Consider the following 13806-nt stretch of genomic DNA (forward strand, 5'->3'; position numbering starts at 1 on the left):
CCTAGGCGTCCGTCCCGGCGCCCGAGCGGCTCTTGTTGACGATCATCGAGGCGATCGTGTTGACGACGAGAGTGATCACGAACAGCACGAAGCCGGCCGCGAGCAGCGCCGACAGCTGGGCGGTGCTGGCGTCGCCGAACCGTCCCGCGATCAGGGCGCTGACCGAGTTGCCGCCGATCTCGAGGATCCGGGGCTTGATCTCGAACGACGGCGAGAGGATGAGCAGGACCGCGATGGTCTCGCCCAGCGCTCGGCCCAGGCCGAGCATCGTGCCGCCGATGATGCCGCCGCGCCCGAAGGGCAGTACGACCGTGCGGATCATGCCCCAGCGGGTGGCACCGAGGGCCAGCGCCGCTTCCTTCTCGCCGGGCGGTGTCTGGGAGAAGACCTGCCGCATCACCGCGCACGACATCGGCAGCACCATCATCGCCACCGCGATCCCGGCGCAGAAGGCGCTGGAGACGTAGCGGCTGGCGTCCCAGACTGCGGCGTCCGGGTCCGCGTGCACGTCGAAGACCGGCAGCCAGCCGAGGTGCTGCTGCAGCCACAGCGCCAGCTCCGCAGCCCGGGGCATGACGAGGAAGAAGCCCCAGAGGCCGTAGACGATCGAGGGCACCGCGGCCATCAGGTCCACGAGCGAGACCAGGGTGGGCTTGAGCGCAGCCGGCGCGTACTCGCTGATGTACAGGGCGGTGAGCAGTGCGAGCGGGAAGGCGAAGAACATCGCCACCAGGGCGATCTCGACAGTGCCGGCCAGGACCGCGGCGATGCCGAGCACGTCGGCCTCGGGCTGCCACTGGCTCTCGGTGAAGAAGCCCCAGCCGTAGCGCTGCAGCGTCGGCAGCGCCTGCCAGGCCAGGAACAGGCCCACGCCCCCGGTGATGACCAGGACCGAGGCCCCCACGGCCCGGGCCCCGTGCTCGAACACCGCGTCGGCCCCGGTGGCACGGCGCGAGATGCGGCGTGGGAGCACGTCGACGGCCGCATCAGTGTGTGCGTCCTGCAGTGGAAGGGTGGTCACCTGTTCGTCCTGGCACCTCGATGGTCAGCACCGTGCTGAGCCGCGAGAAGTCTCGGGCGCGTGCCGGGAACTGGTCCCCCCTCGCGAGTGAACGCCCGACGAACGTCGAAGCCGCGTTTCCCAAACAGCCCAGACGTCAGAGACGTCGGTAGTCCGAACGGACTACGAGGTCATGACCCGGTCCGCCCACGCAGGCGCCTGGGGTGGCCTCGACGGGCAGTCAGCGGCCGGCGCGGGCGGCGTACGACGACGCCGCGGCGTACACGTCGTCGACGTAGGCGCCGGAGTGGTTGTAGGACAGCACGGCCTTCTCCCAACCGACCGCCGTGCGCAGGTCCCGACCGCCGGAGCACAGGTAGCGGGCGGCGGTCGCCGCGGCGTCGTCGAGGTCCAGCGCCTCGGCGTCGCCGTCCCGGTCGCCGTCGACCGCGTAGAGGCGCCAGGTCCCGGGCAGGAACTGCATCGGTCCCACGGCGTGCTCCCACACCGGGTCGCCGTGCAGCACCCGCGAGGTCGGGGTCGAGCGGATCGCCGCGAAGTCACCGCGTCCGTCGAGGGCCGGCCCCAGGATCGGCGAGGAGGAGTGGCCGTCGGCCAGCAGGCTGCGGCCCCCCAGCGTGCCGTGGTGCGACTCGACGTACCCGATCCCGGCCAGGGTGGTCCACCCGACGCCGCAGCCCCGTGGCGCGGTCAGCTCGGCGCGCGCGTAGGCGCGCACCGCCGGCACGGGGATCCCGGTCGCCGACGCGACCCGCTGGAGGCGGCGGCCGTGGGGAACGTCGGCGGCGAGCCGCGGGACCGCGTAGCGCTCGGCGGTCAGGTCGGCGCCGGGCAGCCGGTCCTCGCGATCGTGCGCCTGGAGCGCGAACGCGCCCGCCGTGAGCGCCCCCAGGGCGCCGGCGAGGACGGCGATGGCACGCAGGGGCGGGAGCACGCGCAGAAGTATCCCCGCTCCGTCCCACCAGCCCCAACTGCCCCAGCGGGGTGGGCGTCAGGCGGTGGAGAGGCCGTGGCTCGCGAGGCGCTCGCGGAGGACCTCGAACCCGTCGTCGAGGTGCCAGTGCTCCGCGGCCAGCCCGCACTCGCGGGCGGCGACGACGTTGCGCTCGTTGTCGTCGACGAAGAGGACCTCGGGCGCCGCCGAGCCCAGCCGGTCCAGGACGCAGCAGAAGAAGGCCGCCTCGGGCTTCGCGGCACCCAGCTCGCAGGAGTAGAAGGACTCGTCGAACAGGTCGTCGTAGCCCAGCTCGGTGCGCATGTACGCCGCGCGGTGGCCCTCCTGGTTGGTGCCGAGGTGGACCCCGAGGCCGGCGTCACGCAGCTCGTGGACCAGGGCCACCGACGAGGGGTGGACCTCCACGGAGCGCCACACGGCGCGGTGCAGCTCCTCGGCGGTCACGGTCGCACCGCGGACCTCGAGATGCCGGGCGAGCACCGCGAGGAAGTCGCCCTCCCCACGCAGGCAGGCCAGCTCGTCCTCGCTCGCCGCCCGGAAGAACTCATCGGCGCCGGCGCCCACGTGCCGCTCGATGGCGCTCACCCAGCCGCCGGGCAGCAGCTGCATCACGCCGTCGGCGTCGAGCAGGACGTGCCGGATCACGGCGCCTCCCCGGTCGCCGCTCAGTCCGTGCCGTGCCGCTTGACGAACGCGACGATCTGCTCGGCGAGCTCGGGTCGGCAGACGATGAGGTCCGGGAGGTAGACGTCCTCCTGGTTGTAGCGCAGCGGCGTGCCGTCGACGCGGCTGGTGAACAGGCCGGCCGCCGCGGCGACCGCGACGGGGGCGGCGGAGTCCCACTCGTACTGCCCGCCGGCGTGCACGTAGGCGTCGGTGACGTCGCGGACGACCGACATCATCTTCACGCCGGCCGACCCCATCGGCACCAGCTCGGCGTCCATCTCCTCGGCCAGCGCCTGCACGAACGCGGGCGGGCGGGTGCGCGAGACCGCGATGCGGGGCCGCTCGGAGGTGCGGGGCGGCACCACCGGAAGCTGCCCGGTGTTGAAGGTCTCCCCCAGCGCCGGCTGGGCGACGGCGCCGGCGGTCAGCTCGCCGTCCTGCCACAGCGCGACGTGGACGGCCCAGTCGTCGCGCGGCGGCTCGGAGAACTCCCGCGTCCCGTCCAGCGGGTCGACGATCCAGACCCGTTCGGCCTCCAGGCGGGCCTTGTCGTCCTTGCCCTCCTCGGAGAGCACGGCGTCGCCGGGACGGTGCTCGGCGAGCAGCTCCATGAGCAGCTCGTGCGCGGCACGGTCACCGGTGTCCTTGAGCTCGCGGCCCTCGAGGCCCTCGCCCCGCACCTCCAGCAGGCGCTCACCGGCGACGGTGGCGAGCCAGGTGGCGAGGACGTGGTCGTCGGTGGCGGCCTGGGCGGGCGGGGTGCCGGGTACGAAAGTCACGCGGACACCCTAGCCATGGCTCCGCTAGGAGTTGAAACGCTGCTGGGTGCGCTCGAGGCCCTCGGTGATGAGCGTCTCGACGGCGTCCGCGGCCTGGTCGACCTGGAACGGCAGCTCCTTGCGCTCCACGGTCGAGTAGTTGGACAGCACGAAGTCGGCGACGTCCTGGCGCCCCGGCGGGCGCCCGATCCCGGCCCGGACCCGGTAGAAGTCACCGGTGCCGAGCGAGGAGCGCATCGAGCGCAGCCCGTTGTGGCCGTTGTCGCCACCCCCGAGCTTGGTGCGCAGCGTCCCGAAGGCGATGTCGAGCTCGTCGTGGATCGCGATGATCCGCTCCGGCGGGACCTTGTAGAAGGTCGCGAGCGCCTTGACCGGTCCCCCGGTCTCGTTCATGTAGCAGCGCGGCCGGGCGAGCACGACGCGCGGCCCCGGCGTACCGGGGGCACCGAGCCGGCCCTCGACGACGTCGGCGCGGCCGGACTTGTGGGCGCGGAAGGGAGAGCCCATCCGCCTGGCCAGCTCGTCGGTGACGAGGTAGCCGACGTTGTGCCGGTGCCCGGCATAGGAAGGGCCGGGATTCCCCAGACCCACGACGAGCCACACCTCGGTGTCTGTCATGGCAGTGGAATCCCGGCCCTCTCAGGTCTCGACGGGCTCGACCTGCGAGCCCGGGAGGATCACTCCTCGGTGGCAGCCTCGGCGTCGCCCTCGGACTCGCCCTCGGCCGCGGTCTCGGCCTCGGACTCGTCGCGCTCGATGCCGGCCTCGGCCTCGGCCTCCTCCAGCTCCGCCTCGACCATCTCGGCCGTGGGCGCCTCGGTGATGTTGACGATCAGGGCCTCGGGGTCCAGCAGCAGGGTCGAGCCCTGGGGCAGCTGGAGGTCGGAGGCGTGGATCTGGGTGCCGGCCTCGGCGCCCTCGATGTCGACCTCGATGAACTCGGGGATGTGGGTCGCCTCGGCCTCGACCTGGACGGTCGCGTTCTCGGTGACGACCAGCGTGTCGCGGGCGGCCTCGCCGTTCAGGTGCACCGGGATCTCGACGGTGACCTTCTCGCCGCGGCGGACGGCGACGAAGTCGACGTGCTCGATGTGGCGGGTGATCGGGTCGATCTGGACCTGCTTGGTCAGCGCCAGGTGGGTCTCGCCCGCCAGGTCGAGCTCCAGCAGCGCGTTCGCGCCGCCGTGCTTGAGCGCCAGCATGGTGTCGTGGCCCGGCAGGGTGATGTGGACCGGCTCGTTGCCGTGCCCGTAGATGACGGCGGGGACCTTGTCCGTGCGGCGGATGCGGCGGGCGGCGCCCTTGCCGAACTCGGTGCGGGACTCGGCGGTGATCTTCTCGGCAGACATGCGACTACTCCTCGTGACCTGCGAACATTCGGGTGGATCTGAAGCTGTGTGGCTGCCCCGGGCGCCGCATCCTCCGACCGCCGCTGTCGCGGCCGGCCATGAAAAACGCCGCGCACTCGGTCTCGAGCAGCGCGGCGCACCAGTGGTCCAGCCAGCCCTGTCGATCACGGAGCGTCCGGTTCACGAGCGCTCCCTCGCCGAGGCAACCGCAGCAGTCTAGGTCGAACCCGGGCTGAGCGCGAATCGCGGCCGGCGCCGTGACAGGGTGAGCCGGTGAGCCTCACCCTCGACGAAGCCCGTGCCCGCGCCGACGTCGTCTCCGACGTGTCCTACGAGATCGACCTGGACCTCACCGGTGAGGGCGCCACGTTCGGCTGCCGGACCACGATCCGGTTCCACGCCGCGGCGCCGGAGACGTTCCTCGAGCTCACCGACGCCACCGACGTGCACCTGCTCGTCGACGGCGAGCCGGTGGCCGACCCGCCGTACGACGGGCGCCGGATCGCGCTCACCGGGCTCTCGGGGACGACCGAGGTCGTGGTCGGGGCGAGGGTGCCCTACGTGACCGACGGCGACGGCATGCACACCACCACCGACCCCGCGGACGGCGAGCGCTACGTCTCGGCGTACCTCTCCCTCGACATCGCGCAGCGGGTCTTCCCCTGCTTCGACCAGCCCGACATCAAGGCACCGATCACGCTCGCGGTGACCGCCGACCCGCGGTGGACCGTGATCGCCAACGGCCGGGTGACCTCGCAGGACGCCGGCCGGTGGACGTTCGCGACCACGCCGCGGATCTGCCCGTCGCTGTTCGTGGTCTGCGCGGGCCCCTGGCACTCGGTGACGTGGGAGCACATCCTGGGTGGGCGCAGCCTGCCGTTCGGCTGGCACGCGCGAGCGTCCCTCGCCGCCGAGCTAGAGCGCGACGCCGAGGAGCTCGTCCGCACCACGAACGACTGCTTCGACCACTACGCGGAGATCTTCGACGAGCCCTATCCGTTCGACTCCTACGACCAGCTGTTCGGCCCCGGGCACAACTGGGGCGCGATGGAGACGCCCGGGTGCGTGACCTACCGCGACGAGCTGCTGCCACGGGGCCGGGTCACCGACGACCAGCGCATGAAGCGGGCCACGGTGATCGCCCACGAGATGGCGCACATGTGGTTCGGCAACCTCGTGACGATGCGCTGGTGGGAGGACACCTGGCTCAACGAGAGCTTCGCCGACTACATGGGCTACCGGGTGGCCGAGGCGGGGGCCGGCTTCGCGGGCACCCTCGTGGCGCACGAGTCGCAGCGCAAGCCCGCGGCGTACGTCGCCGACGAGCGCCGCTCGACCCACCCGGTGGCGCCGCGGCCCGAGGACGTGCCCGACGTGGACAGCGCGTTCACGAACTTCGACGCGATCTCCTACGCCAAGGGCAACTCCTGCCTCCGGCAGCTGGTGACCTGGCTCGGCAACGAGGACTTCCTGGCCGGTGTCAACGCGCACCTGACCGCCCACCGGTTCGGCAACGCCACCCTCGACGACCTCGTGGGTGCGCTCGACAACGCCTCCGAGCGGGACGTGCGCGGGTGGGCGGAGCTGTGGTTGCGCCGGTCCGGCTTCGACACGATCGCCGTCGAGCGCGACGACGACGGGGTGCCGGTGCTCGTCCGCGAGGGCATGCGCCCGCACCGGTTCCGGGTCACAGCCTTCCGCGCCGACGGCTCCGAGGCCGGCAGCGCCCTGGTCGACCTCGGCGACGAGCCCGTGCCGCTGCCGGACTGGGCGGGGCTGGCCGTGGTGCCGAACAGCCACGGGGAGACCTTCGCGCGGCTGCGGCTGGACGCTGCCACGACCGCGTTCGTGCGCCAGCACCTGTCCGCCCTCGACGACGACCTTGTCCGCACCGTGCTGTGGGCGCAGGCCTTCGACGACGTTCGCACCGGGGCGCTGCCGCTGCCGGCGTACGTCGACCTGGTGGCCCGGCACCTGCCCGGCGAGCGCCACCCCACGCTGGCCTCGGCCGTGCTGGACCGGACGCTGGGGCCGGTGCTGGGCCGTTCGGCGTCGGCGGCCGAGGTGCCCGGGCTGGTCGACGCGGTGGCCACCGCCTGCGCCGCCGGCCTGTCGGCCACCGACGACGACCAGCTCTCGATCGCGCTCACCCGCGGGCTCGCCGCCACCTCCCGCGACGCCGACCGGCTCTCCGCGTGGCTGGTCGAGGGGCGCACGGACGCCCGCGTCGAGCTCGATCCAAGCCTGCGCTGGACCGTCGTCGCCCGGCTGAGCACCCTCGGCTCGATCGACGCCCCGGGGATCGAGGCCGAGCGACGTCGGGACGGCTCGCTCGCCGGCGACCTCGGTGCGGCGCGCGCGCTGGCGTCCCGCCCGACCGAGGAGGCCAAGGCCGCGGCCTGGGCGGCCGCGCTCGAGCCCGACGTGTCGAACCGGATGTTCGAGGCGCTGGTCCACGGGCTGTGGGACCCCGAGCGGGTGGCGTTGTGCGCGCCGTACGTCGACGCCTACCTCGCCGAGGCACCCGGGGTGGCCGAGCGTCGCGGCCAGGGGTTCTCGCTGGTCGTGGGCCGCGCCTTCCCGTCCCTCGAGGTCACCTCCGCCCAGCGCGACCGGCTGGCCGAGGTGCTCGCCACGGGCACGGTGCCGACCGTGCTCGCGCGGCTCTGGAACGACCACCTCGACGACCTGAGGCGCTGAGGGCGTCGGTCAGGGTTGCTCGGTGGGCTCGGTGGGCTCGGTGCGGGCGATGAAGTCGGCGAACCGCACCCTGGCCCCCGCCCAGTCGAACTTGAAGAGCGGGTCGGGCGTGCGCCAGCCCGGCCCGTAGTTGCAGGTGAGCACGTCCTCGGGCACCCGCGGCACCCGGACCTCGACCCCGCAGACCTCCCGGGTCGCGAGCGGCAGCACGCTGGTCGCGTCGATCTCGAAGGTGTGCGGCCAGATCGAGACCCGGCCGTCGATCTCCCACGCCGGGAACAGGTCGCAGCCGAAGCCGTCGGGCAGGCTCAGCTTGTAGAGGCGCTTGCCGGTGTTGACGTAGGTCGTGAGGAGGACGCCGGCCTCCTCCAGGCGGCCGCGGAGCTGCGCCCACTCCGCAGCGAGCTCGTCGAGCGAGTCGGCGTGCAGCAGCACGGCCATGTCCACGTCGGCGTCGTGCGGGACCAGCCCGCCCTCGCGGGTCAGGCCGAGCAGGGTGCCGGAGACCACGAAGGCGTCGTGGCCGAGGGCGGCCACCGCCCGGGTCGCCCGGCCGACGGAGTCCCAGACCCACGCCTCGTCGCGGGAGTCGAGGGCCGTCCAGTAGCCGAAGTAGCCCGGGACGCGGGGGTGGATCAGCCGGCGGTACCCCGTGAACCAGGCGTCGAACTCGTCGCCGCTGCCCTCGGCGAGGTGCGCCTCGGAGAGCTCGCGCAGCTGCTTGAAGGCGCGGCGCGGCTTCTGCAGGAAGACCCCGTCGACCTCGAGGCTCAGCCGCAGCCACCGGTCCTGCCGGGCGCCGGTGCGGACCTCGTCGAGCAGCGCCCGCAGCTCGTCGTACGCCGCGGGGTCGCGCTCGTCGGCCGGCCGGGCAGCCTCCTGCGCGAGCCGCTCGCGCACCGCGGCCAGCAGCCGCTGGGCGTCCGCGCCGGACCGCCGCACCCGGCGGCTCGCGAGGACCACGCGCTCCCCCGTCGAAGCGTCGTGCACGGACAGCTCGACGAGGCCGCCGGCCGCGTCGAGACCGGTCGCCACGAACCCCGCCTCACCGGCGCCGGCGACGTCGGCGAACCGGCCGGCCGTGCGTGGCGAGGGGCGTCGCCAGGTGACCTGCAGCGGAGCGCCCCCGAGGGTCAGCCGAGGCCGGAGCGAGTCCGGGGCGTCGTCCGCCAGCACCAGCAGGCCGCCGATCGCGCGCAGCGAGCCGTCCTCGGCGAGGGCCGCACGGTGCAGCTGGGCGTGCAGCACCCCGGCCGGCCACGAGGCTTCCGCGTCCTCCTCGTCGCCCCGGCCCTCTGACCTCACGCGACTCAGGCGTGGCCGTCGAACATGGAGGTGACCGAGCCGTCCTCGAACACCTCGCGGATCGCCCGCGAGACCAGCGGCGCGATCGAGAGCGTCGTGAGCTTGTCGAACTCCCGCTCCGGCGGGATCGGCAGCGTGTTGGTCACGATGACCTCGCTGGCCGGGCTGTTCTTGAGCCGGTCCACGGCCGGGTCGGAGAGGATCGCGTGGGTCGCGGCGATGACCACGCCGGCGGCACCGTCGGCCATCAGGGCCTCCGCGGCCTTCACGATCGTGCCGCCGGTGTCGATCATGTCGTCGACCAGCACGCAGATCCGGCCCTCGACCTGGCCCACGACCCGGTTGGCCACCGTCTCGTTGGGGCGGTCGGTGCGGCGGGTCTTGTGGATGAAGGCCAGCGGGGCACCGCCGAGGCGGGCCGACCAGCGCTCGGCGACCTTGATCCGGCCGGCGTCCGGCGAGACCACGGCGAGCCGCTGGTCGCCGTACTTCTCGCGGACGTAGTCGGCGAGGATCGGCAGCGCCATCAGGTGGTCGACGGGGCCGTCGAAGAAGCCCTGGATCTGGTCGGCGTGCAGGTCGACCGTGATCAGCCGGTCGGCGCCGGCCGTCTTGAACAGGTCGGCCATCAGCCGGGCCGAGATCGGCTCGCGGCCACGGTGCTTCTTGTCCTGCCGGGCGTAGCCGTAGAACGGCATCACCACGGTGATCCGCTTGGCGCTCGCCCGCTTGAGGGCGTCGACCATGATCAGGTGCTCCATGATCCACTCGTTGATCGGAGCCGTGTGGCTCTGGATCACGAAGGCGTCGCACCCGCGGACGGACTCCTCGTAGCGGACGTAGATCTCGGAGTTCGCGAACTCGTACGCCGACTGCGGGACCAGACCGGTCCCCAGCAGCGAGGCCACTTCCTGGGCGAGCTCGGGGTGAGCCCTTCCACTGAAGACCATGAGGTTCTTCTCGGTGGTCCGCTTCATTCCGGTCACGGGGGCAGCTCCTGGATCGGCGAACAGGTGCGTCTCAGGATTGTTCCTCACCGGAGCCGGTCTGCCCAACTCCGGACCCGTCCTGGTGAGACACGTCTCGTCCACCGGCCGGTCCCCCGGCGTTCGCCGCCTCGGCGGCCGCCGCCTGCGCGGTCCCGGCCCGCTTGGCCTGCGCCCACCCCTCGACGTTGCGCTGCGGCCCGCTCGAGACCGCGAGGGCGCCCGGCGGGACGTCCCGGCGTACGACGGTGCCGCCGGCGGTCCCGGCCCCGTCGCCGATCTCGATCGGCGCCACGAAGGTGTTGTTCGAGCCCGTGCGCGCGTGCTTCCCCACCGTGGTGCGGTGCTTGTTGACGCCGTCGTAGTTGGCGAAGATCGTGCCGGCGCCGATGTTGGTGCCCTCGCCGATCTCCGCGTCGCCCACGTAGGACAGGTGCGGCACCTTGGCGCCGTCACCGATCACGGCGTTCTTGGTCTCGACGTAGGTGCCGATCTTGCCGCCCGCGCCCAGCTGCGTGCCGGGACGCAGGTAGGCGAACGGGCCGACGTTGGCCTCGGCCCCGACGACCGCGAGCTCCCCGTGGGTGCGCACGACCCTGGCGCCCGCCCCGACCTCGCAGTCCTTGAGGGTGCAGTCGGGGCCGATGACGGCGTCCTCGGCGACGACCGTCGCGCCGAGGAGCTGGGTGCCGGGCAGGACCGTGACGTCCTGGGCGAGGACCACGTCGGCGTCGATCCAGGTCGTGGCGGGGTCCATCACGGTGACGCCGTCCCTCATCCACCGGGTGACGATGCGGCGGTTCAGCTCGCGGCCGAGCTCGGCGAGCTGGGCGCGGTCGTTGGCGCCCTCGGTCTGGCGGACGTCGTCGATGACGTGTGCGCCGACGGTCAGCCCGGCGTCGCGCGCGATCTGGACGACGTCGGTCAGGTAGTACTCGCCCTTGGCGTTGTCGTTGCCGATCCTGGGCAGCGCCTCCAGCAGGAACTCAGCGTCGAAGGCGAGGATCCCGGAGTTGATCTCGCGGATCCCGCGCTGCTCGGGCGTCGCGTCCTTCTCCTCGACGATCGCCTCGACGTCGCCCTCGGAGTTGCGGACGATCCGGCCGTAGCCGAACGGGTCGGTGACGACACCGCTGAGGATGCTCACCGCCCGCTGGGCGGCCTCGTGCTCCTCGGCGAAGGTGCGCAGGCTCTCGCCCTGCAGCAGCGGGGTGTCGCCGTACGCCACGACGACGGTGCCGTGCACGGCGCCGTGCTCGCGCTGGACGGCCTCGACGGCGACGCGCACGGCGTGGCCGGTGCCGTCCTGGGTCTCCTGGACGGCGAGCACCGCCTCGGGCATCAGCTCATGGATGTGCGGGCCCACCTGCTCGCGCTGGTGGCCCACGACGGCCACCACCTGCTCCGGCTCGACCTCCCTCACCGCGGTCAGGACGTGACCGATCATGCTGCGACCCCCGAGGGGGTGCAGCACCTTCATCGTCTTCGACTTCATCCGGGTGCCGCCACCGGCGGCGAGGACGATCACGGTGAGCTGGGGTCGAGCATTGGCCATGCTCCCCGGGTAGGAGTCGAACCTACGTCGCTAGTCCTGATTCAAAGTCAGGCGGGCCCTGCCGGCAGACCAACCGGGGATTGAGGGCCACAGCGTAACGACGCCGACGGGACGTCATGCGAATCGAGGCCTACGACCCTCGATCCGCATGACGTCCCGGCAGCGGTCAGAGCTCGCTGCGGTACCTCGCCAGGACCGCCTGCGCCCGCTCCCGGTCGCGGTCGACCACCGGGATGAGCAGCTCGGCGACGACGTCGGTGAGCTCGGCGATGCGGCGGTTGAGCTGGCGGTTCTCCTGCACCTCCGCCTCGAGCAGGGCGAGCCGGTCGCGGACGCCGGCCCGGTGCCGCTTCAGCCGGCGGTAGCGGTCACGGGCGTACGCCGCGTGCGTGCGCAGGCGGGCCAGGGCTGGGGTGCTCATGCGGTGTTCCTCTCGGTGTGCCTGGGAAGGCCTTCGTCGGGACGCGGCCAGACGACCTGCAGCCGGCAGACGTGGGGGTCCGGTTGGCCGAAGAGGTCCTCACCCGGACCCAGCTCGGCGTGCACCACGACACCCCCGGCGGACTCGATCTCCCGATGCACGGCGTCCGCGTCGAGCCGGCTGACCAGGCCGACCGGAGCCGGGTCGGGCAGCGCGGCGCCGCCCTGCGCGCTGAACTCGAGGAAGAGGCTTCCGCCGCCTCGCAGCGCGGTCCGGGCCAGCAGCCACAGGTTGTCGCGCGCGGCCGGCTCGAGACAGCCCAGCAGGTGGCGGGCGTAGAGGTGGTGCGGGTCCCGGGCCAGCTCGGCCGCGGTGACCAGCACGCTGCGCAGCTCGCCCAGGATCAGGCCGCGCGCCTCCAGCTGCCCGCGCCGGCCCCGCGCGCGGGACTGGAGCCGTCCCCGGGCGGCACGGGAGAAGTCGTAGGCGAGCACCGGCCGGCGACGGCGGGCGAAGAACAGGGCGTCCCGACCGGTGCCCGTGCCCAGGTCGGCGATCGGCGCGCGCGCCGGGAGCTCGGCGTGCACCCAGCGCGCGAAGTCCGACGGCTTCCGCGGGACCTGGTGGACCAGGCCGGCCTGGTGCAGCGCGGTCCAGCGGCCCATGTCGGTGCGGAACCCCCGCAACCAGCCGTCGAGGCGGCGGATGCCGGCCACCGGGTCGGCGTACCGGAACGACGGGTCCGGGACCCGCCAGCCCGGGCCGTAGACGAAGCGCAGCATCGCCTCGGGGTCGGCCGGGGCCGGGAAGGTGAAGCCGTGCAGCTCGACCGTCGAGACCGGCAGCACCGCCGCCTCCGGGAGCGAGCCGCTGCGGTTGCCGAGCTGGTAGAACACGCCGTCGACCCGGAAGGCGACGAAGACGTCGACGTGGCACTCCCGCCCGTCGCTCAGCGGGAGCAGGATCTTGACGTCGCCCCCGGACATCCGCAGCGTGCGCCACCCGAGCTCGCGCAGCGCGCGCTGGATCCGGTACGACTCGAGGATGATGTCGGCGGGCGAGGTGTGCCGGCTCAGGTAGCAGACGTCGGTGTCGGAGTCGTGGCCGATCATCGCGCCGTCGCGGACCGCGCCGAGCAGGAGGCCGTAGTTGAGGTACGCCTCGACCCCGCACGTCTCGCGCAGGTCGCGGAGCACCCGCTGGGTGCCGGCCAGGATCTCGTCGCGGATGCCGGTGTCCGTGGCCTCGAACGCCCGGGTCAGGTGCCCGACCTTGTCGACGGCCAGGGGCAGCCCCTGCGGGTCCACGACGGCGATCCGGGAGCCGGGCACGCGAGGGGCGCCGAGCACCACCTCGTCCTCGAGCAGCACGCGGGTCCCGCGCACGTCGCTCACCCGCACCACCGTCGTGCCGTGCAGGAACCGCCGGAGCACGTCCGGCCAGGCCACGAAGGTGCCGCCGCGGACCGGGACCCCGTCCCGGGCGGGCGAGAACGACCAGACGTAGCGACCGTCGAGCGCCAGCACGAGCGGCTCGGTGCCGGCCGCCGTGAGGTGGAGCCCGGCGTCGGTCACCCGCCCGCCCGTGGCCGGGCGGGCGTGGGTCGTCGCGGTCACGACGCGCGCTCGATGGCCCGCCGGAGCGCGGTGCTCGAGGTGTGGGCGGTGTAGGGGAAGTAGACGACCTCGGCGCCGACGGTCGCCAGCCGCGCCTCGAGGTCGACGCCCTTCGGCGTCCCGCGCCAGTCGTCACCCTTGAAGAGGCGGTGGAAGCCGACCTCCTCCCACGCGTCCAGCTTGTCGGGCGTGGTCTCGGCGTACGTCGCGTCGACGATGCGCAGGCAGTCGACGATGGCCAGTCGCTCCTCGAGGGGGACGTAGGGGCGGAACCCCTTGGCCGCCTCGCACATCTCGTCCGAGACGACCCCGGCCACCAGGACGTCGCAGTGGTGCCGCGCCTGCAGCAGGAGGTTGAGGTGTCCGACGTGGAAGAGGTCGAAGACCCCGGGCACGTACCCGACCGTGGGACCCGTCACGGACGCCCTCACTCTCTGATTGTTTCTCAACTGA

Annotated in this window: 13 protein-coding genes and 1 tRNA gene; 1 reads left to right on the forward strand and 13 read right to left on the reverse strand. The window is 72.9% G+C overall.

Translation table 11 applies throughout. The annotated features are described in order from the left end of the window. Window position 1: 1 nt before the first annotated feature. The 6 genes from pstC to ACZ43H_RS15220 all read right to left on the reverse strand — a co-directional run bounded on the left by pstC (window position 2) and on the right by ACZ43H_RS15220 (window position 4770). Window positions 2-1021, reverse strand: a complete 1020-nt coding sequence (pstC, locus tag ACZ43H_RS15195) for a phosphate ABC transporter permease subunit PstC (RefSeq protein ID WP_464584170.1) — start codon at window positions 1019-1021, stop codon at window positions 2-4. Window positions 1022-1241: 220 nt separating this feature from the next. Then, a complete protein-coding gene (locus tag ACZ43H_RS15200; RefSeq protein WP_464584172.1) occupies window positions 1242-1955 on the reverse strand; it encodes a lytic transglycosylase domain-containing protein in 714 nt (237 codons plus the stop codon). 57 nt (window positions 1956-2012) lie between these two features. Further along, a complete protein-coding gene (locus ACZ43H_RS15205) occupies window positions 2013-2621 on the reverse strand; it encodes an HAD-IA family hydrolase (protein WP_464584174.1) in 609 nt (202 codons plus the stop codon). A gap of 20 nt (window positions 2622-2641) precedes the next feature. Next, window positions 2642-3421 (reverse strand): 3'(2'),5'-bisphosphate nucleotidase CysQ, encoded by a 780-nt coding sequence (locus ACZ43H_RS15210; protein WP_464584176.1) that lies wholly within the window; start codon window positions 3419-3421, stop codon window positions 2642-2644. Window positions 3422-3445: 24 nt separating this feature from the next. Then, complete coding sequence (pth, locus tag ACZ43H_RS15215) at window positions 3446-4039, reverse strand: aminoacyl-tRNA hydrolase (RefSeq protein WP_464584178.1); 594 nt, start codon at window positions 4037-4039, stop codon at window positions 3446-3448. Between the two features lie 59 nt (window positions 4040-4098). After that, on the reverse strand, window positions 4099-4770 hold the full coding sequence (locus ACZ43H_RS15220; RefSeq protein ID WP_464584180.1) for a 50S ribosomal protein L25/general stress protein Ctc: 672 nt from the start codon (window positions 4768-4770) through the stop codon (window positions 4099-4101). Window positions 4771-5043: 273 nt separating this feature from the next. On the opposite strand from ACZ43H_RS15220, the gene pepN reads away from it, so the two are divergent. Further along, on the forward strand, window positions 5044-7470 hold the full coding sequence (pepN, locus tag ACZ43H_RS15225) for an aminopeptidase N (RefSeq protein ID WP_464584182.1): 2427 nt from the start codon (window positions 5044-5046) through the stop codon (window positions 7468-7470). Between the two features lie 9 nt (window positions 7471-7479). Here pepN and ACZ43H_RS15230 read toward each other — a convergent pair whose 3' ends face one another. From ACZ43H_RS15230 to ACZ43H_RS15260, 7 genes are all read right to left on the reverse strand, one after another. Further along, window positions 7480-8775: a hypothetical protein gene (locus ACZ43H_RS15230; protein WP_464584184.1), complete on the reverse strand. Its 1296-nt coding sequence runs from the start codon at window positions 8773-8775 to the stop codon at window positions 7480-7482. Window positions 8776-8780: 5 nt separating this feature from the next. Then, window positions 8781-9761: a ribose-phosphate diphosphokinase gene (locus ACZ43H_RS15235; protein WP_464584186.1), complete on the reverse strand. Its 981-nt coding sequence runs from the start codon at window positions 9759-9761 to the stop codon at window positions 8781-8783. A gap of 34 nt (window positions 9762-9795) precedes the next feature. Further along, complete coding sequence (gene glmU, locus ACZ43H_RS15240) at window positions 9796-11316, reverse strand: bifunctional UDP-N-acetylglucosamine diphosphorylase/glucosamine-1-phosphate N-acetyltransferase GlmU (RefSeq protein ID WP_464584188.1); 1521 nt, start codon at window positions 11314-11316, stop codon at window positions 9796-9798. Window position 11317: 1 nt separating this feature from the next. Beyond that, window positions 11318-11396 (reverse strand) — tRNA-Gln (locus ACZ43H_RS15245). 86 nt (window positions 11397-11482) lie between these two features. After that, complete coding sequence (locus ACZ43H_RS15250; protein WP_464584190.1) at window positions 11483-11737, reverse strand: DUF6752 domain-containing protein; 255 nt, start codon at window positions 11735-11737, stop codon at window positions 11483-11485. Further along, on the reverse strand, window positions 11734-13353 hold the full coding sequence (locus tag ACZ43H_RS15255) for a class I SAM-dependent methyltransferase (RefSeq protein ID WP_464584192.1): 1620 nt from the start codon (window positions 13351-13353) through the stop codon (window positions 11734-11736). The genes ACZ43H_RS15250 and ACZ43H_RS15255 overlap by 4 nt, the downstream gene beginning before the upstream one ends. Continuing rightward, a complete protein-coding gene (locus ACZ43H_RS15260; RefSeq protein ID WP_464584194.1) occupies window positions 13350-13772 on the reverse strand; it encodes an FAD synthase family protein in 423 nt (140 codons plus the stop codon). The genes ACZ43H_RS15255 and ACZ43H_RS15260 overlap by 4 nt, the downstream gene beginning before the upstream one ends. Window positions 13773-13806: the final 34 nt, after the last annotated feature.

The organism is Nocardioides sp. DN36 (assembly GCF_055380375.1).

What these genes read in the sequence shown, in the direction of transcription:
- glmU (WP_464584188.1), bottom strand. Translation starts at nt 11,316, where the DNA reads ATGGCCAATGCTCGACCCCAGCTCACCGTGATCGTCCTCGCCGCCGGT.
- ACZ43H_RS15220 (WP_464584180.1), bottom strand. Translation starts at nt 4,770, where the DNA reads ATGTCTGCCGAGAAGATCACCGCCGAGTCCCGCACCGAGTTCGGCAAG.
- pth (WP_464584178.1), bottom strand. Translation starts at nt 4,039, where the DNA reads ATGACAGACACCGAGGTGTGGCTCGTCGTGGGTCTGGGGAATCCCGGC.
- ACZ43H_RS15250 (WP_464584190.1), bottom strand. Translation starts at nt 11,737, where the DNA reads ATGAGCACCCCAGCCCTGGCCCGCCTGCGCACGCACGCGGCGTACGCC.